This window comes from Mycobacterium gordonae, assembly GCF_017086405.1.
In the GTDB taxonomy this organism is placed as follows: domain Bacteria; phylum Actinomycetota; class Actinomycetes; order Mycobacteriales; family Mycobacteriaceae; genus Mycobacterium; species Mycobacterium gordonae_D.
The window spans coordinates 1,003,888-1,026,664 of sequence record NZ_CP070973.1; the positions used below are offsets into that span (position 1 = coordinate 1,003,888).

The 22,777-nt window shown below is 67.1% G+C and carries 20 protein-coding genes and 1 pseudogene; 8 read left to right on the forward strand and 13 right to left on the reverse strand.

Going from position 1 to position 22,777, the window contains the following annotated elements; genetic code table 11:
* The first annotated feature begins 25 nt into the window (after positions 1–25).
* Complete coding sequence (locus JX552_RS04265) at positions 26–1,171, forward strand: MFS transporter (RefSeq protein WP_205878220.1); 1,146 nt, start codon at positions 26–28, stop codon at positions 1,169–1,171.
* Here JX552_RS04265 and moeA read toward each other — a convergent pair.
* The gene (gene moeA, locus JX552_RS04270) at positions 1,168–2,382 is read right to left on the reverse strand and encodes a molybdopterin molybdotransferase MoeA (protein WP_205876242.1); all 1,215 of its coding nucleotides are present in this window, start codon (positions 2,380–2,382) and stop codon (positions 1,168–1,170) included. The two genes, JX552_RS04265 and moeA, sit on opposite strands and share 4 nt — an antisense overlap.
* 1 nt (position 2,383) lies before the next feature.
* Complete coding sequence (locus JX552_RS04275) at positions 2,384–3,307, reverse strand: SDR family NAD(P)-dependent oxidoreductase (RefSeq protein WP_205876243.1); 924 nt, start codon at positions 3,305–3,307, stop codon at positions 2,384–2,386.
* 99 nt (positions 3,308–3,406) lie between these two features.
* Here JX552_RS04275 and JX552_RS04280 point away from each other — a divergent pair, with 99 nt between their 5' ends.
* Together JX552_RS04280 and JX552_RS04285 are read left to right on the forward strand one after the other, a co-directional pair.
* On the forward strand, positions 3,407–3,655 hold the full coding sequence (locus JX552_RS04280; RefSeq protein ID WP_241010880.1) for a hypothetical protein: 249 nt from the start codon (positions 3,407–3,409) through the stop codon (positions 3,653–3,655).
* Positions 3,655–5,094, forward strand: coding sequence for a flavin-containing monooxygenase (locus JX552_RS04285; RefSeq protein WP_241010881.1), 1,440 nt, complete (start codon positions 3,655–3,657; stop codon positions 5,092–5,094). The genes JX552_RS04280 and JX552_RS04285 overlap by 1 nt, the downstream gene beginning before the upstream one ends.
* A 20-nt stretch (positions 5,095–5,114) precedes the next feature.
* Here JX552_RS04285 and JX552_RS04290 read toward each other — a convergent pair.
* Positions 5,115–5,608: pseudogene (locus JX552_RS04290) on the reverse strand (cupin domain-containing protein).
* Positions 5,609–5,899: 291 nt separating this feature from the next.
* Between JX552_RS04290 and groL the strand changes: the two are divergent.
* Positions 5,900–7,525: a chaperonin GroEL gene (gene groL / locus JX552_RS04295; protein WP_205876246.1), complete on the forward strand. Its 1,626-nt coding sequence runs from the start codon at positions 5,900–5,902 to the stop codon at positions 7,523–7,525.
* Positions 7,526–7,599: 74 nt separating this feature from the next.
* A complete protein-coding gene (locus JX552_RS04300) occupies positions 7,600–8,829 on the forward strand; it encodes a TerC family protein (protein WP_205876247.1) in 1,230 nt (409 codons plus the stop codon).
* On the opposite strand, the gene JX552_RS04305 is transcribed toward JX552_RS04300, so the two are convergent.
* The 3 genes from JX552_RS04305 to JX552_RS04315 all read right to left on the reverse strand — a co-directional run bounded on the left by JX552_RS04305 (position 8,807) and on the right by JX552_RS04315 (position 12,557).
* Entirely contained in the window at positions 8,807–9,226 is a 420-nt protein-coding gene (locus JX552_RS04305) for a pyridoxamine 5'-phosphate oxidase family protein (RefSeq protein WP_205876248.1), read from the reverse strand. The two genes, JX552_RS04300 and JX552_RS04305, sit on opposite strands and share 23 nt — an antisense overlap.
* Positions 9,227–9,247: 21 nt before the next feature.
* Positions 9,248–10,741, reverse strand: coding sequence for a PPE family protein (locus tag JX552_RS04310; protein WP_205876249.1), 1,494 nt, complete (start codon positions 10,739–10,741; stop codon positions 9,248–9,250).
* Positions 10,742–10,817: 76 nt separating this feature from the next.
* Positions 10,818–12,557 (reverse strand): N-acyl-D-amino-acid deacylase family protein, encoded by a 1,740-nt coding sequence (locus tag JX552_RS04315; protein ID WP_205876250.1) that lies wholly within the window; start codon positions 12,555–12,557, stop codon positions 10,818–10,820.
* A gap of 46 nt (positions 12,558–12,603) precedes the next feature.
* Between JX552_RS04315 and JX552_RS04320 the strand changes: the two genes are divergently transcribed.
* From JX552_RS04320 to JX552_RS04330, 3 genes are read left to right on the forward strand one after another with little or no spacing between them, the layout of a single operon-like run.
* Positions 12,604–12,975: a VOC family protein gene (locus JX552_RS04320; RefSeq protein ID WP_205876251.1), complete on the forward strand. Its 372-nt coding sequence runs from the start codon at positions 12,604–12,606 to the stop codon at positions 12,973–12,975.
* Positions 12,976–12,985: 10 nt separating this feature from the next.
* Positions 12,986–13,504 carry a mycothiol transferase gene (locus JX552_RS04325; protein ID WP_205876252.1) on the forward strand — a complete coding sequence of 173 codons (519 nt, stop codon included), beginning with the start codon at positions 12,986–12,988 and terminating at the stop codon, positions 13,502–13,504.
* An 11-nt stretch (positions 13,505–13,515) separates the two neighbouring features.
* Positions 13,516–14,379, forward strand: a complete 864-nt coding sequence (locus JX552_RS04330; RefSeq protein ID WP_205876253.1) for a hypothetical protein — start codon at positions 13,516–13,518, stop codon at positions 14,377–14,379.
* Here the strand turns inward: JX552_RS04330 and JX552_RS04335 are convergent.
* The 7 genes from JX552_RS04335 to JX552_RS04365 all read right to left on the reverse strand — a co-directional run bounded on the left by JX552_RS04335 (position 14,372) and on the right by JX552_RS04365 (position 22,740).
* Positions 14,372–15,067 carry an anti-sigma factor gene (locus JX552_RS04335; RefSeq protein WP_205876254.1) on the reverse strand — a complete coding sequence of 232 codons (696 nt, stop codon included), beginning with the start codon at positions 15,065–15,067 and terminating at the stop codon, positions 14,372–14,374. The two genes, JX552_RS04330 and JX552_RS04335, sit on opposite strands and share 8 nt — an antisense overlap.
* 45 nt (positions 15,068–15,112) lie before the next feature.
* Positions 15,113–15,676: a sigma-70 family RNA polymerase sigma factor gene (locus JX552_RS04340; protein ID WP_205876255.1), complete on the reverse strand. Its 564-nt coding sequence runs from the start codon at positions 15,674–15,676 to the stop codon at positions 15,113–15,115.
* Positions 15,677–15,720: 44 nt separating this feature from the next.
* Positions 15,721–16,491 (reverse strand): DUF1295 domain-containing protein, encoded by a 771-nt coding sequence (locus JX552_RS04345; protein WP_205878221.1) that lies wholly within the window; start codon positions 16,489–16,491, stop codon positions 15,721–15,723.
* A gap of 20 nt (positions 16,492–16,511) precedes the next feature.
* Positions 16,512–17,786, reverse strand: coding sequence for a class I SAM-dependent methyltransferase (locus tag JX552_RS04350; protein WP_205876256.1), 1,275 nt, complete (start codon positions 17,784–17,786; stop codon positions 16,512–16,514).
* A complete protein-coding gene (locus JX552_RS04355; protein WP_205876257.1) occupies positions 17,783–18,490 on the reverse strand; it encodes a DUF1365 domain-containing protein in 708 nt (235 codons plus the stop codon). The genes JX552_RS04350 and JX552_RS04355 overlap by 4 nt, the downstream gene beginning before the upstream one ends.
* Positions 18,484–19,773, reverse strand: a complete 1,290-nt coding sequence (locus JX552_RS04360; RefSeq protein WP_205876258.1) for an NAD(P)/FAD-dependent oxidoreductase — start codon at positions 19,771–19,773, stop codon at positions 18,484–18,486. The genes JX552_RS04355 and JX552_RS04360 overlap by 7 nt, the downstream gene beginning before the upstream one ends.
* Before the next feature lie 135 nt (positions 19,774–19,908).
* Positions 19,909–22,740, reverse strand: a complete 2,832-nt coding sequence (locus JX552_RS04365; protein ID WP_205878223.1) for an MMPL/RND family transporter — start codon at positions 22,738–22,740, stop codon at positions 19,909–19,911.
* Positions 22,741–22,777: the final 37 nt, after the last annotated feature.

The following is a 22,777-nucleotide window of genomic DNA, read 5'->3' on the forward strand; positions in this document are numbered from 1 at the left end:
CACCCGATCCCGTGCCGCCGTGCAACTGCGGCGGGCAAAGGTCGGCGTCACCGCGACGTTCGTCGCTCATGCCGTCGTGTTCTCGTCGTGGGCGGCCCACATCCCCCAGGTGAAGGCGGCTCTCGGGCTGTCCGACGGGGCACTGGGCACCGCCCTGTTCGGTGCGCCGCTCGGGTCGGTGGCCGCGACGCTGTTCAGCCACTGGGCGTTGCCCCGGTGGGGCAGTCGCCGACTGGTGCCCGTCATGGTGGCCGGGTATTCCCTGGCGGCGATGATGGTGGGGCTGTCCGGTTCCGGGTTGTGGCTGTTTGTGACCCTGATGGTGTGGGGATGGTTCCAGGGCGCCCTGGATGTCGCGATGAACACCCAGGCCGGCACCGTCGAACGATTGGCGGGGGCCCCGGTCATGGCCCGGTTTCACGGCATGTGGAGTGTCGGCGCTCTGGTGGGGGCGGTGATCGGGGCGGCCTGTGTGAGCGTGGGAGTCGGGCTGGAACCGCAGTTGGTGGTGCTGGGGGCGGTTGTGGTGATCGTGGTGGGTCCACTCACCCGGCAGCTGGTCCCGGATCAGGCCGTGGCCGAGGCCGCCCCGGACCGGGGGAGGATCTGGACACCCACCGTGGCGATCCTGGCCGTCGTGGCGTTCGCTTCCTTCCTGTGTGAGGGCGCCGCTACCGACTGGTCGGCCAACTACCTGCACGACGTCGTCGGCGCCGGGGCAGGGGTGGCGGCGCTGAGCTATGCCGCTTACACCCTGGCGATGGTGCTTGTCCGCTTCGGCGCGATGCGCCTGCATGCCAGGGTGCCGGCGCGCCGGTTGCTGCCGGCGCTGGCCGTGCTCGCCGCCGTCGGCATGAGCCTCACCCTTGCCGCCGGCGATCCGGTGACCAGCGTCATCGGTTTCGCCGGTCTGGGCGCGGGGGTGGCGCTGTTGGTGCCCACGGCGTTCAGCGCGGCCTATTCGGCGGGCGGCGGGGGATCGGCGATCGCCCTGGTCGCCGCGACCGGCTGGGTGGGCTACCTGCTGGGACCGCCGCTGATCGGCCACCTGGCGCAGTGGGTTGGGCTCTCGGCGGCGCTGGTCACCATTCCGGTGGTGATCTCTCTTGCGGCGGTAGCGATCGCGGCTACCTCCGCGTTCGACGCGGCCGACGAATTCCACCGGGCTTAGCTCAGATCCCACACCTGCAACTCGGTCCCGGCCGGCACCTCCACCACGTCCTCCGCAATGTCCAGTAGCGCGTTGGCCGAGGCCAACCAGCGCAGATGGTGCGACGCGGGTGGTCCGTAACTGGTCACCCGGCCCGCGGCAGCATCCAAAATGGCGCGCCGGAACTGCCGCTTGCCGCGCGGCGAAGTCACCGCCTCGGTGAGCACCGCGGTGCGCTTCGGCCGCTGCGGGTTCGGCAGGCCCATGGCCGCGCGCAGCGCGGGGCGCAAGAACACCTCGAAGGAGACCAGCGCGCTGACCGGGTTGCCGGGCAGCGTGACGATCGGTGTCCCGGCCACTCGCCCGGCGCCTTGCGGCATACCGGGCTGCATCGCCACCTTCACGAACTGGACGCCCTGATCGCCCTGCAGGCCGTCGCGACCGAAGGCGTCCTTGACCACCTCGTAGGCGCCGGCGCTGACGCCTCCGCTGCTGATGATCAGGTCCGCGTCGGGCGCATAGTCGTCCAGGACCGCGGTGAACTGCGCGACGTCGTCACCTGCGGTGGCGGTGGCGACCACGTCGGCACCGGCCTCCCGAACGGCGGCGGCCAGCATGATCCCGTTGGATTCGTAGATCTGCCCGGGCCTCAGCTCGAGGCCGGGTTTCACCAGTTCTGAGCCGGTGGAGATCACCAGCACGCGTTGCCGCGGGAGCACGGGCAACTCGGCCAGCCCGAGCGCCGCGAGCAGGCCGAGCGCGGCCGGTGTGACCACCTCGCCGCCGCTGAGCACGGTGGTGCCGGCGTCGACGTCCTCACCAGTGCGGCGGATGTGCTTGCCCGACTCGGAATGCTGCCGGATCTGCACCGAATGCACGCCGCCGTCGGTCGCTTCCACCGGCACGATCGCCGTCGCTCCGGCCGGAAGCGGCGCGCCGGTCATGATCCGGTGCGCGGTGCCCGGCTGCAGCGTCAGTTCGTCGGTTCGGCCTGCGGGTATGTCTTCGACGACCGGCAGCACCACCGGCCGCTCGGGAGTCGCGCCCGCGGTGTCCTCGGCGCGCACCGCGTAACCGTCCATCGCGGAGTTGTCGAAGACCGGCAGGGACAGCGGCGCGACGACGTCATCGGCCAGCACCAGGCCCAGAGTGTCGGCCAGCGCGAGGGTGACGGCCGGGCGGGCGGCGATCATTTCCGCGATCACGCGCTGATGTTCGGTGACGGAACGCATGTCAGACCGGGAACTTCACGCCGGTGAGTTCCTCGGAGACGCTCCACAGCCGGCGCTGCAGTTGCGCGTCGTGTGACTGCGGGCTGGACTGCACCAGCTTCGGGTGGCCCCGTTGCTCCCCGAGGCCGTCGGGTCCGTAGTACTGCCCACCCTGCGCCGTCGGATCGGTGGCCGCCCGCAATGTCGGCAGCGCTCCGGCCTCTGCGCTCTGAAACAGCAGCGGCGCCAAGGCATTCAGCGGCCGCAGGATGCGTGGAACGTTGCGGGCCAGTTCGGTGGCCGACCCGCCCGGGTGCGCGGCGACAGCGGCGGTGGGGGCGGCGGCGGCGGACAGCCGCCGTTGCAGCTCGTAGGTGAACAGCAGATTTGCCAGCTTGGACTGCCCGTACGCGCCGATTCTGCTGTAGCTGCGTTCCCACTGCAGGTCGTCGAAGTGGATCGCGGCGCGCATGCGGTGGCCCAGGCTGCTGACCGTCACCACTCGGGAGCCGCGCACCCCGAGCAGGTGGTCGAGCAGCAGACCGGTGAACGCGAAGTGGCCGAGATGGTTGGTGCCGAACTGCAACTCGAAGCCATCGGCGGTGAGTTCCTTGGGCGTCCACATCACCCCGGCGTTGTTGATCAGCAGGTCGATGCGCGGGTAGGCACTGCGCAGCTCCTCGGCGGCGCGGCGGATTGAGGTCAGAGAGCTGAGGTCGAGCTGCGTCAGCGTGACGTCCGCGTCCGATTTGGCGGCGACGATGCGGGACAGTGCGGCGTTGCCTTTCTCCAGATTGCGGACGGCCAGCACGACGCGGGCGCCGTGGAAGGCGAGCGCGGCGGCCGTGTGATAGCCCAACCCGGTGTTGGCACCGGTGACGACGACGGTGCGGTCGCGCTGATCGGGGATGTCGGCTGCCGACCACTTGGGAGGCTGGTTGGTCATGGCCTCAACTTACTCACCCCGGCGGCCCCGGCAGTGGGGCGGCGGACGCCCGGTAACGTTGAGAACGTGATTACCGGTCTGGCGTGCTCCTGTGCGTGCGTGCCCGACCGTGCGGCCGCCGGCGCGTTCTATCGGGACGTATCGGGCCTGCGTGTGCTCTCGCCGCCGCGTGCCATGGCCGGTAACGCCATTCGCGACGGCATCGGCGAACTGGTGTCCGATCCGACCAAGAAGGTCGGCCGGGCCCTGGAGCGCACCTGTTGGTTCGTCGACCCCAGGGGCGTGGTGTTCACTCTCGAGCAGAACAGCCGATCCGGACGACCGTACCTCGCGCGATCGGGGGCATGATGTCCCCAAGAATCACCGTGGGTGTCATCGGCGCGGGCGCCGGTGGCATTGCCATGGGCATCCAACTCGCCGCCGGTGGTTACGACTTCACCATCTTCGACCGCGCCGACGGCTTCGGCGGGACGTGGCGGCACAACACCTTCCCGGGCGCGGCCTGCGATGTGCCGTCGCACCTGTACTCCTACTCGTTCGCGCTCAACCCGCGCTGGAGCAAGACCTACGCGAATCAGCCGGAGATCCTGGCTTATCTGGAGAACGTCGCCGCTACCCACGGCCTCGGCCCCCACCTGCGGCCGCACACCGCGATCGCTGGTGTGCGATGGTCGGATGACTCGAAGCGCTGGACACTGACAACCGCCGGCGGTCGCCAATACGACTTCGACGTCGTGGTGAGTGCGGTCGGGATGCTCGATGTGCCTAACGTTCCGAATATTCCGGGGGCGCAGCGGTTTCGGGGCCGGCAGTTCCACTCCGCCCGCTGGGACCACAGCAGGTCGACGGCCGGGGAGAGGGTCGCCTCCATCGGCACCGGTGCCAGTGCGGTGCAGTACGTCCCCGCGATCGCGCGAGACACCGCCCACCTCACCGTGTTTCAGCGCACCCCGATCTGGATCGCGCCCCGATTCGACTTCCCCTTCAGCCCGGCGCAACAGGAGGAGTTCGAACGTCACCCCGAGATGGCGCAGAAGCTGCGCGACGAGGCGTTCGAGGCTTACGAGTCGGCCAGCTTCGACGTCGACGCCGCTCAGACCCGTGAGGCAACCGAACTCGCCAGGAATTACCTGGCACGCAAGGTGGCCGACCCCGAACTGCGGGCCAAGCTGACGCCGGATTACCCGGCCGGATGCAAACGGCCCTTGATGTCGCGGGAGTGGTACCCGACCTTCGCCTTGCCCAACGTTCGTCTGGAGACCACCGCCATCGCGGAGCTGACCGAGCACGGCGTGCGCACCGTCGACGGCGTCGAACACCGTGTCGACACCGTCATCTACGGCACCGGGTTCAAGGCCGCCGATTATCTGGACAGCATCGAGGTGTTCGGAAGCGGCGGCCGGCAGCTGCGCGAGGACTGGCGTGACGGCGCCGAGGCCTATCTCGGCACCCTGGTCAGCGGATATCCGAATTTCTTCGTTCTATACGGCCCCAACACCAACGGAGTCAACTCCATCATCTACATCCACGAGATACAGACCACCTTCATCCGCCGTCTCCTCGATCTCATGGGCGGGCGGGGCGCCCGCACGGTCGAGGTGACCGCAGGCGCGCAGCGGCGCTACAACGACGAGCTGCAGGCCGCGATGACCGGGAAGGTCTGGTTGGCCTGCACCAACTACTTCCGTCATCCCAGCGGAAAGGTCGTCACCCAACTGCCCTACAGCGGCCGCGAGTTCTTCGAGCGGACCCGCACGCCGGTCGCCGGCGACTACGTGCTGAGTTGATGCTCGCGGGGGTTTCGGGGCTAGTCCACGAGGTGGTTGTCGTGTGCCGCGAACCACTCGCGGCGCTCGTCGTCGGTCATGTCCGCCAGTGCGGATAAACCCTCGAAGTAAGCCTCGCGCGGGGCGCCCGGGGAGAAGAGGATCAGAATCGACGCAGGCTCGTCCACCTCGTTGCGGAATCCGTGGATGCCGCCGGGGGCACGTAGAGAAAGTCGCTCTGGTGGCCGTCGACCCAGTCCCGGCCGTCGTAGAGCCGCATGGTCCCCGACAGCACGAAGAAGGCCTCGGACATCGCGCGGTGGTAGTGCGGGCCCGGGCCGCCTCCGGCCGGTGCGATGTCGACCCGGTACAGACCGTAGTCGCCGTCGGTGGCCTGCTGTGTGGCCAGGTAGTGGTAGGCGACGCCGAAGTTCTCGTAATCCGGCGCTTCGTCGGCCCGTTTGAGCCACGCGCTGACCTCCGGTTCCGCTTGGGTGTAGCGCGGGTTGGGGTAGGGCGGGACGACCAGCGACATCTGTTCAGTCTGACGCCCTCGGGGATCCCACGTCACGGTTGGGCGCCTCCGGGTGCCTCGGCTTCGCTTATGCCGAGGGCGAACGTCGCTAGCCGACCTTGCACTCGGCATAGGCGAGTGCTAAAAATGACGTTGGCACTCGGCATAGGCGAGTGCTAGGTCGGGACGGTGAGGTCCAGCAACCAACCGCTGTGATCGTCCGTCGCGGGCACTGCGCCCGGCCAGCGTAAGTAACGGGGTTGTCGTCATCCGTGACCCCTTTCATTCCCAATCCGGAGGAATCACTTCGCAATGGCCAAGACAATTGCGTACGACGAAGAGGCCCGTCGCGGCCTCGAGCGGGGCCTCAACGCCCTCGCCGACGCGGTAAAGGTGACGCTGGGGCCCAAGGGCCGCAACGTCGTACTGGAGAAGAAGTGGGGCGCTCCCACGATCACCAACGATGGTGTGTCCATCGCCAAGGAGATCGAGCTGGAGGACCCGTACGAGAAGATCGGCGCCGAGCTGGTCAAGGAAGTTGCCAAGAAGACCGACGACGTGGCCGGTGACGGCACCACGACGGCCACCGTGCTGGCGCAGGCGCTGGTCAAGGAGGGCCTGCGCAACGTTGCCGCCGGCGCCAACCCGCTGGGCCTCAAGCGCGGCATCGAGAAGGCCGTGGAAAAGGTCACTCAGACCCTGCTCAGCTCGGCCAAGGACGTCGAGACCAAGGAGCAGATCGCGGCCACCGCGGGAATTTCCGCGGGTGACCAGTCGATCGGTGACCTGATCGCTGAGGCGATGGACAAGGTCGGCAACGAGGGCGTCATCACCGTCGAGGAGTCCAACACCTTCGGCCTGCAGCTTGAGCTCACCGAGGGCATGCGGTTCGACAAGGGTTACATCTCGGGCTACTTCGTCACCGACGCCGAGCGTCAGGAAGCCGTCCTGGAGGACCCCTACATCCTGCTGGTCTCCAGCAAGGTGTCGACGGTCAAGGACCTGCTGCCGCTGCTGGAGAAGGTCATCCAGGGTGGCAAGCCGCTGCTGATCATCGCCGAGGACGTCGAGGGTGAGGCGCTGTCCACCCTGGTCGTGAACAAGATCCGCGGCACCTTCAAGTCGGTGGCTGTCAAGGCCCCCGGCTTCGGTGACCGCCGCAAGGCGATGCTGCAGGACATGGCCATCCTCACCGGTGGTCAGGTCATCAGCGAAGAGGTCGGTCTGTCCCTCGAGACCGCCGACATCTCGCTGCTCGGCAAGGCCCGCAAGGTCGTCATCACCAAGGACGAGACCACCATCGTCGAGGGCGCCGGTGACTCCGACGCCATCGCCGGCCGGGTGGCCCAGATCCGCGCCGAGATCGAGAACAGCGACTCCGACTACGACCGCGAGAAGCTGCAGGAGCGCCTGGCCAAGCTGGCCGGCGGTGTTGCGGTGATCAAGGCCGGAGCTGCCACCGAGGTGGAGCTCAAGGAGCGCAAGCACCGCATCGAGGACGCCGTGCGCAACGCCAAGGCGGCCGTCGAGGAGGGCATCGTCGCCGGTGGTGGCGTGGCGCTGCTGCAGGCGGCTCCGGCCCTGGCTGAGCTGAACCTCACGGGCGACGAGGCCACTGGTGCCAACATCGTGCGCGTGGCGCTCGAGGCTCCGCTGAAGCAGATCGCCTTCAACTCCGGGTTGGAGCCCGGCGTGGTGGCCGAGAAGGTCCGCAACTCGCCCGCCGGCACCGGCCTGAACGCCGCCACCGGTGAGTACGAGGACCTGCTCAAGGCCGGCGTTGCCGACCCGGTCAAGGTGACCCGTTCGGCGCTGCAGAATGCGGCGTCCATCGCGGGCCTGTTCCTGACCACCGAGGCCGTCGTGGCCGACAAGCCGGAGAAGGCGGCCGCTCCGGCGGGCGACCCGACCGGTGGCATGGGCGGTATGGACTTCTAAGAGAAGTCAACGAAAAGCCCGGTTCCTCCCAGGAGGAGCCGGGCTTTTCCGTGAGATTGGGGTATCGATAGCCCATGGACGTTCCCGACTGGGTTTGGGCTCTGACCGCTCTCGGCATTGTGGGCCTGCTGGCGTTCGACTTCATCTTCCATGTCCGCAAGGCGCACGTACCGACGCTGCGGGAGGCGGCGGTATGGTCGGCCGCCTATGTGGGCGTCGCCGTGCTGTTCGGCGTCGGCCTGTTGATGTTCGGCAGCTCCGACGCGGGTCCGGAGTACTTCGCCGGGTATGTCACGGAAAAAGCGCTGTCGGTCGACAACCTGTTCGTCTTCCTGGTGATCATCGCCAGCTTCCGGGTCCCGCGCGAGGATCAGCAGAAAGTGCTGTTGTTCGGGATCGCTTTCGCCCTGATCGCACGCACCGGGTTCATTTTCCTCGGCGCCGCGCTGATCAATGCCTTCGCCTGGATCTTCTACCTGTTCGGCTTGGTCCTGCTGCTCACCGCCGGCAGCGTGCTCAAGTCCGATCACGACGACGACGATCGCAAGGCCGACAATTTCGTCATCCGGCTGGCGAAGAAGGTGATTCGCACCAGCGAGCACTACGACGGCGACAAACTGTTCACCACGGTCGACGGCAAGCGGGCGATGACACCGATGCTGCTGGTCATGGTCGGACTCGGCGGCACCGACATCCTCTTCGCGCTCGACTCCATCCCCGCCATCTTCGGACTCACCCAGCACGTGTACATCGTCTTCACCGCGACGGCCTTCTCACTGCTCGGACTGCGGCAGCTGTACTTCCTCGTCGACGGCCTGCTGGACCGGCTCATCTACCTCTCCTATGGGCTTGCCGCGATCCTCGGGCTCATCGGCGTGAAGCTGATCCTGCACGCCCTGCACGAGAACAATGTTCCGTTCATCAACGGCGGTGAACCGGTGAAGGTGGTCGAGATCAGCACCATGATGTCGCTGAGCGTGATCGTCGGAGTCCTCGTCGTCACCGTGGTCGCCTCGCTGCTCAGCAAGAAAGGCAAAGCGACGACGGCGATCGCCAACGCCCGGCGGCATGCGACGGCGTATCTGGATTCCGAATACACCCACGACCCGCAGGAACGCGAACGCATTTTCCGCAAACTGCTCGACGAGCGTGACCAGATCATGGCGCTCGGACCGAAGTACCATCAGCTGGTCCGCGATGAGCCCGCACTGACCAAACTCCTCGACGACGCGGCCGCCAAGCACGACGAGGCCGTGGAGCGCGGCGAAGCGGAGCCGTTCGTCAGGAAGGGTCTGACCGGATAGGCAGCGAGAACACCACGCAGTCGTGCAGGCAGCCCTTGGCGGCCGAGGGGGAGTCGGCGTTGCGGTGCAGCAGCGCGCGAGTGGGAGTCACCACGCAGCGCACCGCCTCGGCCTGCGCGTCGGAAATCTCGGCGCGGCCGTCGACGATCAACGAGTAACCGCCGGGTGCGGACGGCGGCCAGACCAGGGTGACGTCGCCGCGCCGCGCCAGGTTGGTGCGGGTGCCGCCGCCGATCAGCCCGACGTCGAGTACGGCCAGGTCCCGCAGCACCGGTTCAACGGTCACCGTGTGGGCGCGGTAGTCGTCGCCAACGGTGATCAGGTAGGCGAACGGATAGCTCGGCAAGGTGTCGGCCAACCGCTGGAAGTCGACCGGCTTGCTGGTCTTTGCTGCCATGGGTCGAGGATAGGCGCGGCGCTATTCGGTGCGGATCGGGAATTGGATGACCCGGCTCTGGTCGCCGGTATCGCGCTCGGCGGGCGGGTAGAAGTTCGACTTCGGGATGCCCGAGTTCGGCAGCGTCGGCGCGCCGATGCCCGGCTCGCGCCCGAGCGTGGTCCGGACTCCTGGGTCGCTGGTGCTGGGGTTGACGAAGCCCGTCACCGGGGTGCTGGCGGAGGTCCTCAGACCCGTGTTGGCCGCCGGGCTGCTGGTCGGGTTCGCTGACACGGAACTCTGCGCGCCCGAGTCGACGGCCGCCGCCGGTGCGGATGCCGGGGCGACCACGGGTGTGCTGCTCAGACCCGAGTTCAAGGCTCCGGCCAGGCCGGAGTGCAGACCGCCGGTGTTGGCCAGGGCCGAGCTGAGCAACCCCGAACTCAGCGCCGCGGTACCCAGGCCGCCGGTCGCATAGTGCGCCGAGTTGGCCAATCCCGCTTCCAGGCCGGTACCACCGATCGCGTTCTGCAACCCCGAGCCCAGGTAGCCCATCGAACCGTTGAAGCCGGTGTTGACGCTGCCCGAGTTGCCCAGGCCGGTATTGAGCGAGCCGGAGTTGCCCAGGCCGAGGTTATCGTTGCCGGAGTTGAACAGGCCGGTGTTGCCGGTGCCGGAGTTGCCGAACCCGGTGTTGCCGCTGCCCGAGTTGAATCCGCCGAACCCGAACTGCTTGTCGCCGGTGAGGCCCATGCCGAAGGCGTCGCTGCCGGTGTTGCCCAGGCCGACGTTGTTGTTGCCGAGGTTGCCGAAGCCCAGGTTGTTGTTGCCGGTGTTGCCAATGCCGAGGTTGCCGACGCCGGTGTTGCCCGCACCGACGTTGCCGCTGCCGCTGTTGCCGCTACCGAGGTTGTAATTGCCGGCGTTGTTGTTGCCGATGTTGCCGCTACCGGTGTTGTTGAAGCCGAAGTTGATGGTGCCGTTCTTGCCGATGTCGATGCCGAGGTTGCGCAACACCTGCTGCCAAGGCGCCAGTTGAGCGGCCGCCGCCGACGCGTCGAAGTGGTAGTTCGCCATGGCTGCCACGTCCAGCGCCCACATTTGCTCGTAGGCGGATTCGGTGTCCATGATCGCCGGCCAGTTCATGCCGAAGAAGTTCGTCGAGGCCAGCATCTGCACCAGGCCGCGGTTGGCCGCCACCACGGCGGGCTGCACCGTGGCGGCCACCGCCGTCTCGAAGGCGGCCGCCGTCGCGGCGGCTTGTTCGGCCGCCTGCTCCGCCTGAACTGCCGCGGCGCTGAGCCAGCCCATGTACTGGGTGGCGACGACCATCATGGCGGCGGCCGAGGCGCCCTGCCACGATCCGCTGGTCAATTCCTGGGTGACGGTCCCGAACGAGGATGCCGCTGAAATGAGATCTTCGGCCAAACTGCCCCATGCGGAGGCAGCAGAAAGTAGCGGTCCCGCACCGGGACCGGCGAACATCAGTGCCGAGTTGATCTCTGGCGGCAACCACGCGAAATGCGGGCTTGTCACCACCCAAACTTACCCGGCACAGCCTGTTACCGTGGGCGTATCGGTCAACCCGCTACCGTTAATTCGCAGCGGGCCGTCAGACCGGGGCCGGCGCCGGCTGCCGACCGCGGACTAGCTTTCCCGGGCGGGCGGAGGTGGGTACGCCGTTCTCGGCGATCACCTGCCCCGAGACCACGGTCGCGACGTAGCCCTGCGCGGTCTGATCCAGCCGGCGGCCGCCGGCCGGAAGGTCGTGGACGATGACCGGCTTGTGCACTCGCAGCGCGGCGTGGTCGATGACATTGAGATCGGCCTTGAAGCCTTCGGCGATCCGGCCGCGGTCGCCCAGTCCGGCGATGCGGGCCGGCACCGAAGTCAGCTCGCGGACGGCCGCTGCGACGCTGAATCGACCCGATTTGCGATCGCGCGCCCAGTGGGTGAGGAAGTACGTGGAGTAGCTGGCGTCGCAGATCATGCCGTAATGGGCGCCTCCGTCGCCCAGGCCGAGGACGACGTCGTCGCGGTGCAGAAGTTTGCCGACGGTGTCCAGCGAGTTGCCCTCCAGGTTGCTGGTGGCGACCAGCAGCATGGCCCGCCCCTCGTCGTCGAGGAGCCGGTCGTACGCCTCTTCCATCGGAGTGACGCCGCGCGCCCGGGCTCGGGCGCCGATGCTGTCCGCCGGGTCGGGCTCGTAGTTGGGGTTGTCTTCCAGCGGGAAGATCCAGTCCCACATCTGGGCCACATACAGGATCGGGTGGCCCTGGCCGGGCTGGTCGGCCAGGATGCGGGCCCGCACCTCGGGCTTGCGCATCTCGGCGACCCGCTCGGCCAGCTGCAGGTGTGCGATCTCGCGATAGCTCGGATACAGCACGAACGGGTTGGCCGACAGTTGCAGCCCGATGATCAGTCCGATCGGGCGCGGCAAGAGCTGAGCGGTGAACTGAGGGTCGCCGGCGCCGGCCCTTCCATTGGCCTTCTCCACCATCGTGATCGCGTCCGGCCACGTCGGGTCCCCCGCGTTCCCGACAACTAGTGTGAAGGTCACGGGCAACCCGACGTCCTCGGCGACGTCGAAGACCGTCTGCAGCACGGGCTGGTAACCCCCGGCCGGGATGTCGGGTACGAACTGCAACAGCCCGCCGCCGCCGTCGACGACGCCCCGGGCGATCTCCTCGATCTCCTCGCGGGCCGCGTCGTAACTGGGGATGGGTGCGCCGCTCTCGGTCTTGTGGATGGTCAGCCGGGAGGAGGCGAAACCCAGCGCCCCCACCTCCATGGCCTCGGTGGCCAGCGCGCGCATTCTGGCCAAGTCTTCCTGAGTAGCCGGTTCACGGTCGGCGCCGCGCTGGCCCATCACATAGACCCGCAGCGGGGAGTGCGGCAGGTAGGCCGCGACATCGATGTCCCGGCTGCCCGATTCCAGTGCATCGAGGTATTCCGGGAAGGTTTCCCAGGTCCAGGGCAGGCCGTCGGTCATCACGACACCGGGGATGTCCTCGACGCCGGCCATGACGTCGACCAGCACGTCGTGGTCCTCCTGGCGGCAGGGTGCGAATCCGACGCCGCAGTTGCCCATCACCACGGTGGTGACCCCGTGCGCCGAGGACGGCGTCAAGCGGTCCGACCAGATGGCCTGGCCGTCGTAGTGGGTGTGCAGATCGACGAAACCCGGTGTGACCAGCAGACCGGTGGCGTCGATCTCTTTCGTCGCGCTTGCGCCGTTCAGGGCGCCGACCGCCGCGATCAGCCCGTCCGCTACGGCGACGTCGCCGACGTAGGGCTCACCTCCGAGTCCGTCCACGATGGTGCCGCTGCGGATCAGAAGGTCGTAGGTCATCTAAATAATCTACGGCGATGTCGGTGGCTCGTGCCAGGATCCAGCCATGATCGATCACTTCGGCATCAATTGCGGTGAATACGCCAGATCCCAGCAGTTTTATGACACGGTGCTGGGCGTTCTCGGGTACTCCCGGCAGATGGATTTCGGCGTGGCCATCGGATACGGCCGGGACGGGCATCCCGCCTTCTGGATCGCCGACGCGACGGGCATGGGGCCGAACCGGGAGATTCACGTCGCTTTCCAAGCGGCCGATGAGGCCGCGGTGCGGGCGTTCCACGATGCGGCCGTCGGCCTGGGCGCAGAGTCCCTGCACGCGCCACGCCTGTGGCCCGAATACCACCCGGGCTACTTCGGCGCTTTCGTCCGCGATCCGGACGGCAACAACGTCGAAGCGGTGTTCCACGGCGGCCCGTAGGGTCGGAACCATGGCCTCCCCCGAAACCGCTGCCGTGCAGGAGCTCCTGCGTGACGCGTTCACCCGCCTGATCGAACACGTCGGCGACGTGTGTCAGGGACTGACCGATGAGATCGCCGGCTACCGGCCGACCGGGAACGCCAACAGCATCGCCTGGCTGCTCTGGCACAGCGCCCGGGTTCAGGACCTGCAGGTGGCCGATATAGCGGGCGTGGAACAGGCCTGGGCCGCCGACGGCTGGGTGGACCGGTTCGATCTGGACTTACCCCGCAACGACACCGGCTACGGGCACAGCGCCGAAGACGTGGCCAAGGTCCGCGCACCCGTCGACCTGTTGTTGAGCTACTACCACGCCGTGCATCTGCTCACGCTGGAGTACGTCGAGACGGTCACCACCGACGAACTCGCCCGCATCGTCGACACGAACTGGGATCCGCCGGTCACCGCGAGCGCGCGGCTGATCAGCGTCATCGACGACTGCGCACAACACCTCGGGCAGGCTGCCTATCTGCGGGGGATCGCCCAGTAGGGTTCCAACCCGTGCGGTTTCTCGTAACAGTGTTGTGCTGGCTGATCGCCACCGCCGGGCTGGCGGCGTCCATACCCTTGGCGTGGACGCAGGCGAACGTCGTCGACGAAGACGGTTACGCCGCGCTGGCCGAACAGGCGGCCCGCGATCCGGCGCTACAGTCGGCAATGGCGTCCGAGCTGGCCACCCGTGCCATGGCGTTGATCAGCGAACAGGGCGGCCGCCGCGTCGACAGCTCGACCGTGCACGACGTGGCGGCGGCGTTCACCGCTGGTTCGGCGTTTCCGCCGTTGTTCGTCCAGGTGAACCGGGCCGCGCACAGCTGGTTGTTCAGCGCGCCGCAGCCTGGCGGCAACGAACAATGGGTGATCGACGTGGCGCCGATGCTCAAGGACACCGGCATCCAGCAGCAGCTGGCCACCTACAACGTGCAGGTGCCGGCGACCTTGAAAGTCCCGGTGACGGTGCCGGCCGACCAGCCGGTGCGGCAGGGGCAGTTTCACCGCGCCGAGGTGTGGGGGCCGTGGGTCAGCATCGGTGTGGCGGCCCTCGCGGCGCTGTTTGCGTTCCTGACGTTGGTCCTCGCCCGTCGTCGCGGCCGCGCCCTGACCAGCCTGGGGATCTCGGCGTTGCTCGTCGGCGCGGCCGGGTGGGCGGGAATCGAGATCGGCGGGCGCTCCCTCAACGAAGCGCTGAACCGGACCACCGGAGACATCCGACGGGTGGCCGACGTGATGGTCGGCCACGCCGAAAGCAGCATGCACCTCTGGCTCAACCTGACGCTGCTCACCGGTGCGGGATTGGTGGGGATCGGCCTGCTCGTCTCGCTGCTCGGCGGCCTGTTCAAAAAGAAACCCCAGCGCACAGCTACTTGAGCGGGATCTCAGCTAGGATCGCGCCGGTGGGCTGCGGCGAGCCGGCGCCGGGCTCGACCGTGAAGGCCAACGCCCTGCAGGTGCCGATCTCATTCACCGTCGCCGTCGTCGTGGGCTGCACCGCCGTGGTGCCCATGGTCCCCGCGGACCTGGGGCCATTGGCTCCGATCAGCCACATCTGATAGACGGTTCCATTGGTCGGTGGCGGCACGTTGTTCATCACCAGCACCGCCGCGTTGCGATCACGAGAGAACATCACCGTGGCTTGCCCGGGTCCCAGCGGCCGGGACACCGTCTTCATATCCGGAGCCGTCAAAACCTGCTCGGTGACCGTCGATGTGGGGTGCGGCTTGACCAGAACTCCGAGACCGAAGCCCCCCAAGCCGATGGCGACAGCCGCTGCGGCAGCGAAAACCCTTGCACGCCAAGGCGAGTTGCGGTGCCGATCCGGCTGTATCGCGGTCAGCACGGCCGTGCGGAGCTGGTCCGGCGGCTCGGCGGCACTGGCCGCAGACACCAGCGCCATCGTCTCCTGGACGGCGCGCACTTCGTCGTTGAAGGCGGCGGCTATTGGCGCCGGAGCCGCCGCGACCCGCCGGTCGATCTCGGCGCGCTCCGCTTCGGACACGGCGTGCAGGGCGTACGGGGTCGCCAGTTCGAGGAGGTCGAAGTCGGTGGGCTCATTCATGAGCGTCGCTCCTCAGCATCGCTCCGCTTTGCATCGTCGCCGCGGTCATGGCACGTCCAGGCAGTGCCGCAGGCCTCGCAGCGCATCGCGCATGCGCGACTTGATGGTCGACAGGTTCGCGGCCAACCGCTGCGACACCTCGGCATAGGTAAGTCCGCCATAGTAGGCCAGTTCGATGCACTGGCGCTGCGTGTCGGTCAACCCTTCCAGACACTGCGCCACCCGGCGGCGCTCATCGCCCGCGATCGCGGAATCGGCGACGACGTCGCAGGCGGGGTCGAGATTGGATACGCCATAACGTGATTCGCGCTGTGAGCCCGCCTGCTCGCTGCGCACCCGGTCGATCGCGCGGCGATGGGACATGGTCAACAGCCAGGCCAGCGCGGACCCCTTGGCGGAGTCGAATTCGGCGGCCCTTCGCCACACCTCGAGATAGATCTCCTGGGTGGTCTCCTCGCTGTAGCCGGCATCGCGCAGCACCCTGGTCACCAGCCCGTACACCCGGGTCTTCGTCTGGTCGTAGAACGCGGCGAACGCGGCGTTGTCCCCGCGGGCGACCCGGCGCAGCAAGGCGTCCAGGTCGCCGCTTGACTGCAGCGGTCCGGTCATCGTCGGTAGCCTAACGTCAGCAATTACCGCACCCGACATGCCGGTCATGGTTGGCGCACCTTTCTCGGTGGCCGCGGAACGAAGTATGCGGTCCGCTTTTGGTACCCGGCGAATCCGGGACGACCTTTCATGTATTTCTCGGTCAGGCGGGCCCCGCTCACCTCCACCAGGAAATAGGTCATCACCAACGGCGAGACCGCGGTGGCCAACGGCGCCCAGCCGGTGACCGTGATCAGCCACAATCCCCACCACACACAGGCGTCACCGAAGTAATTGGGGTGACGCGTCCACGACCACAGCCCCCGGTCCATGATCAGCCCGCGGTGAGCCGGGTCTGCCTTGAATTCCCGCAGCTGCCGGTCGCCGAGTGCCTCGAAGGTGAATCCGACCAGCCATACCGCCACGCCCGCTACGGTCAGCGCCAGCAACGGCGGGGGCGTGGGGCCGGTGACCGCCGACAGCTGCAGCGGAAACGAGATGAACAGCGTCAGAAAACCCTGCAGAAGAAAGACCTTCCGCACCACCTGGGCCACCGACGCGCCTCGCAGCAGATCCGCGTATCGGCGGTCTTCACCCTGCCCGGCGGTCTTGCGGTGGATATGCCAACTCAGCCGCAGCCCCCAAACCGACACCAGCGCCAGCAGCAGCCAGCGCCGGGTCGGGTCGCCGTGGCCCACCGTCGCGGCCACCGCGGCCACCGCGACGAAGCCGATTCCCCATGCGACGTCCACGACGTTGTAGCGGCCGATTCTGCGCCCGACCGCGAAGGTGACCGAATGCACCGCGGTCACCGCCAGGGCGCAGGCGCCGGTCACCGTCAGGATGTCGCCCTCGCTCACCGCACACCTCTGCGCTCGAACGTCCACTGGTACACGTCGAGGTAGCCGGACCGGAATCCGGCTTCCGAGTAGGCCAGATAGAGCTCCCACATGCGTTCGAATACCTCGTCGAATCCCAACCGCGCCAACTCGTTACGACGCTGCAGGAAGCGCTCGCGCCACAGCCGCAACGTCTCGGCGTAATGCGGCCGCAGCGAGACCGCGTCGACGGTGCGCAAGTTCGTATGACGCTCGGTGATGTCGACCAGGGCCGCGGCAGACGGCAACAATCCGCCAGGGAAAATGTACTTCTGAATCCAGGTATGCGTATTGCGAGTGGCCAACATCCGCTCGTGCGGCATCGTGATGGCCTGGATCGCGACCTTGCCGCCCGGCCGCACTAGCTTCTCCAGAGCGGTGAAATACCTTGGCCACGAGTGGTATCCGACGGCTTCGATCATCTCGACCGACAGCACCGCGTCGTAGCCGCCCCCGCTCACGTCGCGGTAGTCGCACAGGTCGATCTGGACCAGCTGGGACAAACCGGCCGCGGCAACCCGTTGCCTGGCCAGCCGCTGCTGTTCGACCGACAGAGTCACCGAGCGCACGCGGGCCCCTCGTGCTGCGGCGCGCAGGCACAGCTCCCCCCAACCGGTGCCGATCTCGAGCACCGTCGAGCCTGCGCCCACCTGAGCCAGGTCGAGCAGCCGGTCGATCTTGCGACGTTGGGCCACGGCCAGTTCCGGCCAGCTTGCCGGCAGCTCCTCGAACAGCGCGCAAGAGTACGTCATCGTTTCGTCGAGGAACTCGGCGAACAGGTTGTTGGACAAGTCGTAATGCTCGGCGACGTTGCGGCGCGCCTGATCGCGGCCCGGATCGCGCCAGACGGGCTGAAAGGCCGGAGCGATCGGGCGTAGCCAGTGCAGCCATCGGGGCACCAGGTCGGCGACCGATTCCGCTAGCACCGTCAGCGCCGCCGTCAGGTCCTCCGACGACCACTCGCCGGCCATGTAGGACTCGCCAAATCCGATCAGGCCGTGCCGTCCGATCCGGCGGGCCAGCGCGTCCGGTCGATGGATCCGCAGCGTCGGGGAGTTGGCGTCGCCGCCGCCGACCACGGTGCCGTCTGGATACTTCAGCCGCAGCGGCAGCGCGGCGGACGCGCGGCGCAGCAGCAGTCCGGCGATGGTGGCCGCGGTAGCGGCCAGTGGTCCGGTCGGCACCGTGGCGACCGCCGGCCAGCGGTCGGAATCGATTGTTGGACTGAGTCTTTCGACACTTTCAACGATCATCGCGCCACCACCGGGACTCGTCGTAACCACAATCTGATCCCCTGAAGACGGATGCGTGCGGCCACCACCAGTGGGGCCATCGGTGACAGGAATTGCAGAGCCGCGACGTGCCGGACGGTGGCGGGCAGCCGTTCGCCGCGCAGGGTGGCGGTGAAAGCAAGCCGGCGCTCCCGCAGCAGCGACACCATCACGTCCACCTGGTGCTCCGGTGGTGGGGCCAGCACCAGGTAATGTCCATCCACCGGATTGAACGGTGAAACGTAGAACTGCTTGTTGACCAGCACGGGTCTATCGGCCGGCGGCAGCAGATACGCATGGCGACCGCCGTAGGTGTTGTGCACTTCGGCGATGACGTGGCGCAGCCGACCGTTGCGGTCGTGGCACCAGAAGACGCTCAGCGGGTTGAAGACATAGCCAAGAACGCGCGCCTGCAGCAGCGCGGTGATCCGGCCGTCGGGCATGGCTGTGTCGTGCTCGGCGAAGAAGGTCTCTAGGCGCCGGCGCAAGGAAGTATCCGCAGCGTCGTCGGAACCGGCCAGATGGTCCGCGGCCGAGAAGCGCGCGAAGGGCCGCAGCCACCACGGCAGTGCAGGCAGCTGATCGATGTCGACATACCAGCTGTAGCTTCGGTATTCGAACGAGTGCTGCACCGGAACCTGCCGGCAGTGGCTAATGGTCGTGCGGTAGATCGCCGGGGTCAGCATGTCAGGACCGCCTCACGGCCAGGTACCGCGGGCCAGTCCGCGCCCAGCTGCTGGGCGGCCCGCACTCCCGATGCCGCACCGTCCTCGTGGAAGCCCCACCCGTGGTAGGCGCCGGCGAACACCACCCGGTCGTCATCGAGGGTTGGCAGAAGTCGTTGTGCGGCAACAGATTCCGGAGTATAGAGCGGATGGCTGTAGGTCATCTCGGCCAGCACCGACGACGGCTCCACCCAGTCGTGGCCGCCCAGGGTGACCAGGAACCGGCGGCGGCCGTTGAGCCGCATCAGCCTGCTGATGTCGTAGCTGACCACCACCTGCTCGTGACCCGGTGTCACCAGGTAGTTCCACGACGCACGGGCCCGGCGGTGTCGCGGCAGCACCGATTCGTCGGTGTGCAATTGTGCGCGGTTGGTCGAGTAGGGGATCGCACCGAGCACGGCGCGCTCCCATCGGGTCGGCTCGTCGAGCAGCAGTAGCGCCTGGTCGGGATGGACGGCGACCACCGCCGCGTCGAATGTGCGCGGTGGGCCGTCGCCTGCCCGCACCTCCACACCGTCCGGCGCCCGTCGCAGCGACCGCACCGGGGTGCCCGTCAACACCTCGTCGAGGCGGGCCGCGATGGCCTGCACATAGGTGGCCGAGCCACCGGTCACCGTGCGCCAGGTGGGAGAGCCGAAAACCGACAGCATGCCGTGGTGGTCGAGGAAGACGAACAGGTAGCGGGCCGGGTAGCGCAACGCGTCGTCGCCCGCGCAGGACCAGACCGCCGCCACCAGCGGGGTGATGAAGTATTCGATGAAGTAGGACGAGAAAGCGTGCCGTCGCAGGAATACGTCCAGCGTTTCCAGATCGTCGTCTTCCTCGCGCAGCAGCCGGGTCGCCGCACGGTGGAAGCGCAGGATCTCGGCAAGCATGAGTAGGTACCGGGGCCGCAATGACTGCCGGCAGGCGAACAGCCCTTTGACGCCCAGGGCCCCGGCGTATTCGAGGTCGTCGGCCCGCACCGACATCGACATGTCCGACTCCTGGGTGGCGATCCCGAGTTGTGCGAACAACCTGCACAACGTGGGATAGGTGCGGTCGTTGTGCACCAGGAACGCGGTGTCGACGGCCGTCTCCTGACCGTCGCCATCGTCCACCAGGTGGGTGTGCGCGTGACCGCCGAGACGCGTGTCGGCCTCGTACAAGGTGACCCGGTCACGGGCCGAGAGCAGATAGGCGGCCGTGAGACCGGCTACGCCGCTGCCGATGACCGCTATCGATCGTCCGTCTGTTGCCTGCACATCTACTATTCGGAGCCCCGCGGCACTCGGTTGGCGGCTTCGAAATCGGGACTCGATGGTGTGATCCGTCCCCCGTGCGCGGGAGGTACCCGCCGCGCCCGGGTGTGTCTGACTACGCCGGGCTGGCAGTCACCGTCAGCGCTCGGCGGTCAGCGCCGGTGATCTGTCGGTGACCGGCTCCTCGCGAGGCAGCCGGGGGCTGCGTGCCGGACGGGACCGCACCCGAATGGGCCACCAGAACCAGCGACCCAGCAGCGCGGCGATCGACGGCGTCATGAAGGCCCGCACGATCAGGGTGTCGAACAACAAACCCAGGCCGATGGTGGTGCCCACCTGCCCGATCATCCGGGCGTCGCCGATGATCATGGACGCCATTGTGAAGGCGAAGACCAGACCTGCATTGGTGACCACTTTGCCGGTTCCGCCCATCGACCGGATGATGCCGGTGTTCAGCCCGGCATATATCTCCTGTTTGAACCGAGAGACCAGCAACAGGTTGTAGTCCGATCCCACGGCAAGCAGCACGATCACCGACATCGCGAGCACCAGCCAGTGCAGCGGGACGCCGAAAATGTGCTGCCAGACCAGCACCGACAGGCCGAACGAGGCGCCCAGCGAGAGCGCGACGGTTCCGACGATCACCGCTGCCGCAACGAATGCCCGGGTCAGGATCAACATGATGATGAAGATCAGGCAGAGCGACGAAATGCCGGCGATCACCAGGTCCCATTTGGCGCCTTCGGAGATGTCCTTGACAATGGCGCCCATTCCCGAGACGTAGATCTTGGAGTCTTCCAGGGGAGTGCCCTTGAGCGCTTCTTCGGCGGCCGTCTGGATCTTGCCGATGCTCGCGATGCCCTCAGCCGAGGCAGGGTCACCCCGGTGCAGGATGATGAACCGCGCCGCGTGCCCGTCGGCGGACAGGAAGTTCTTCATGGCGCGCTTGAAGTCGGCGTTCTTGAACACTTCCGGCGGCAGATAGAAGGAGTCGTCGTTCTTCGCGGCGTCGAACGCATGACCCATCGCCGTCGCGTTGTCGCTCATCTCGTCCATCTGGTCGAAGATCCCCGACATGGTGCTGTGCATGCTGAGGATCATCGTTCGCATGCTGGCCATGGCGTCGATCATGGGCGGGAAGGTTTGGACCATCTGCGGCATCAGCACGTCGAGCTGCTTGATGTCGCCGACCAGCATGTTCAACTTCTCGTCGATCTCGTCGATGCCGTCGAGGGCGTCGAAGACCGACCGCAGCGACCAGCAGGCCGGGATGTCGAAACAGTGTTTCTCCCAATAAAAGTAGGAACGGATCGGCCGGAAGTAGTCGTCGAAGTTGGCGAGTTTGTCGCGCAGATCGCGGGTGACCCGCTGCATCTCTTCGGTATCGCCGACCATCTTGTGGGTGACCCCGACGAGTTGGGACATCAGGCCGTACATCCGCTGCATCAGCGCGATGGTCGTGCTCATTTCGTCGGCCTGTTTGAGCATGTCGTCCATCCGGTCGCGCTGGTACTTGATGGTCTGCATCTGACCGGCGTTCTGCATGCTCATCTGGAACGGTATCGACGTGTGGTCCATCGTGGTGCCGTCCGGCCGGGTGATGGCCTGGACGCGGGATATGCCCGGCACCCGGAAGATGCCCTTCGCCAGTCTGTCGAGGACCAGGAAATCAGCCGGATTCCGCATGTCGTGATCGGACTCGATCATCAGAATCTCCGGCTTCATCCGAGCCTGGGAGAAGTGCCGGTCTGCGACGAGAAAGCCCTGGTTGGCCGGGATGAAGCTGGGGAGGTAGGCCCGGTCGTCGTAGCTGGGCTTGTAACCGGGCAGGGTGATCAGGCCGATCAGGGCGATCACACAGGTGACGGCGAGGATCGGCAGCGGCCAGCGCACGACCGCCGTGCCGACCCGGCGCCAGCCCCGTACCGACAGCACCCGCTTGGGGTCGAACACGCCGAAGCGGCTTCCGACGACGAGCACGGCTGGGCCCAGCGTCAGCGCGACCAGAACGGCGACGAGCATGCCGACCGCGCAGGGAATACCCAGCGTCTGGAAGTACGGCATGCGCGCGAAGCCCAGACACAACGTCGCGCCCGCGATCGTCAAACCGGACCCCAGGATGACGTGGGCGGTGCCGTGATACATCGTGTAGAAGGCGGTCTCCCGGTCCTCCCCGGCCTGGCGAGCTTCCTGATATCGGCCGATGATGAAGATGCCGTAGTCGGTTCCGGCCGCGATCGCCAACGACGTGAGCAGACTGACGGCGAAGGTGGACAGGCTGATCAGCTCGTTACTGCCGAGGATCGCGACGGCGCCGCGCGCGGCGGTCAATTCGATACCGACGGTGACCAGCAGCAGAATCACCGTCAGCGGCGAACGATAGATGAACATCAGCATGAACAGGATCACCAGGACCGTGGTGATGGTGATCTTGGCCATCGACTTGTCGCCACTTTGCTGCAGGTCGGCGGCCAGTGCCGAGGCGCCGGTGACGTAGGCCTTGAGCCCGGGCGGGGGTGGGTTGGCGTCCACGATCTTGCGGACGGCGTCGACGGATTCGTTGGCCAGCGGTTCGCCCTGATTGCCGGCCAGGTTCAGCTGGACCGTGACGGCTTTACCGTCGTTGCTCTGTGCGCCGGCCGCGGTGAGCGGGTCACCCCAGAAATCCTGGATGCTCAGCACGTGCTTGTCCGCGCGCAGCTTGCGGATCAGATCGTCGTAGTAACGGTGGGCGGTGTCACCGAGGGGTTGTTGTTCGCTTTCCAGCACGATCATCGCGACGCTGTCGGTCTCGCCTTCCTTGAAGACGTGGCTGATCCGCTTGAGCGCGACGAACGACGGGGCATCCTTGGGGCTCAGCGACACCGAGCGCTGCTGCCCGACGACTTCCAGTGACGGGACGAGCAGGCTGAGCAGCACGACCACCACCACCCAGAACAAGATGATCGGCACCGCGAAGGCGTGGATCATCCGTGGGATGAACGGGCGGTGGGGACGAGGTTCGACG

What these genes read in the sequence shown, in the direction of transcription:
- moeA (WP_205876242.1), bottom strand. Translation starts at nt 2,382, where the DNA reads ATGCGTTCCGTCACCGAACATCAGCGCGTGATCGCGGAAATGATCGCC.
- JX552_RS04275 (WP_205876243.1), bottom strand. Translation starts at nt 3,307, where the DNA reads ATGACCAACCAGCCTCCCAAGTGGTCGGCAGCCGACATCCCCGATCAG.
- JX552_RS04285 (WP_241010881.1), top strand. Translation starts at nt 3,655, where the DNA reads ATGTCCCCAAGAATCACCGTGGGTGTCATCGGCGCGGGCGCCGGTGGC.
- groL (WP_205876246.1), top strand. Translation starts at nt 5,900, where the DNA reads ATGGCCAAGACAATTGCGTACGACGAAGAGGCCCGTCGCGGCCTCGAG.
- JX552_RS04300 (WP_205876247.1), top strand. Translation starts at nt 7,600, where the DNA reads ATGGACGTTCCCGACTGGGTTTGGGCTCTGACCGCTCTCGGCATTGTG.
- JX552_RS04305 (WP_205876248.1), bottom strand. Translation starts at nt 9,226, where the DNA reads ATGGCAGCAAAGACCAGCAAGCCGGTCGACTTCCAGCGGTTGGCCGAC.
- JX552_RS04315 (WP_205876250.1), bottom strand. Translation starts at nt 12,557, where the DNA reads ATGACCTACGACCTTCTGATCCGCAGCGGCACCATCGTGGACGGACTC.
- JX552_RS04320 (WP_205876251.1), top strand. Translation starts at nt 12,604, where the DNA reads ATGATCGATCACTTCGGCATCAATTGCGGTGAATACGCCAGATCCCAG.
- JX552_RS04325 (WP_205876252.1), top strand. Translation starts at nt 12,986, where the DNA reads ATGGCCTCCCCCGAAACCGCTGCCGTGCAGGAGCTCCTGCGTGACGCG.
- JX552_RS04335 (WP_205876254.1), bottom strand. Translation starts at nt 15,067, where the DNA reads ATGAATGAGCCCACCGACTTCGACCTCCTCGAACTGGCGACCCCGTAC.
- JX552_RS04340 (WP_205876255.1), bottom strand. Translation starts at nt 15,676, where the DNA reads ATGACCGGACCGCTGCAGTCAAGCGGCGACCTGGACGCCTTGCTGCGC.
- JX552_RS04350 (WP_205876256.1), bottom strand. Translation starts at nt 17,786, where the DNA reads ATGATCGTTGAAAGTGTCGAAAGACTCAGTCCAACAATCGATTCCGAC.
- JX552_RS04355 (WP_205876257.1), bottom strand. Translation starts at nt 18,490, where the DNA reads ATGCTGACCCCGGCGATCTACCGCACGACCATTAGCCACTGCCGGCAG.
- JX552_RS04365 (WP_205878223.1), bottom strand. Translation starts at nt 22,740, where the DNA reads ATGATCCACGCCTTCGCGGTGCCGATCATCTTGTTCTGGGTGGTGGTG.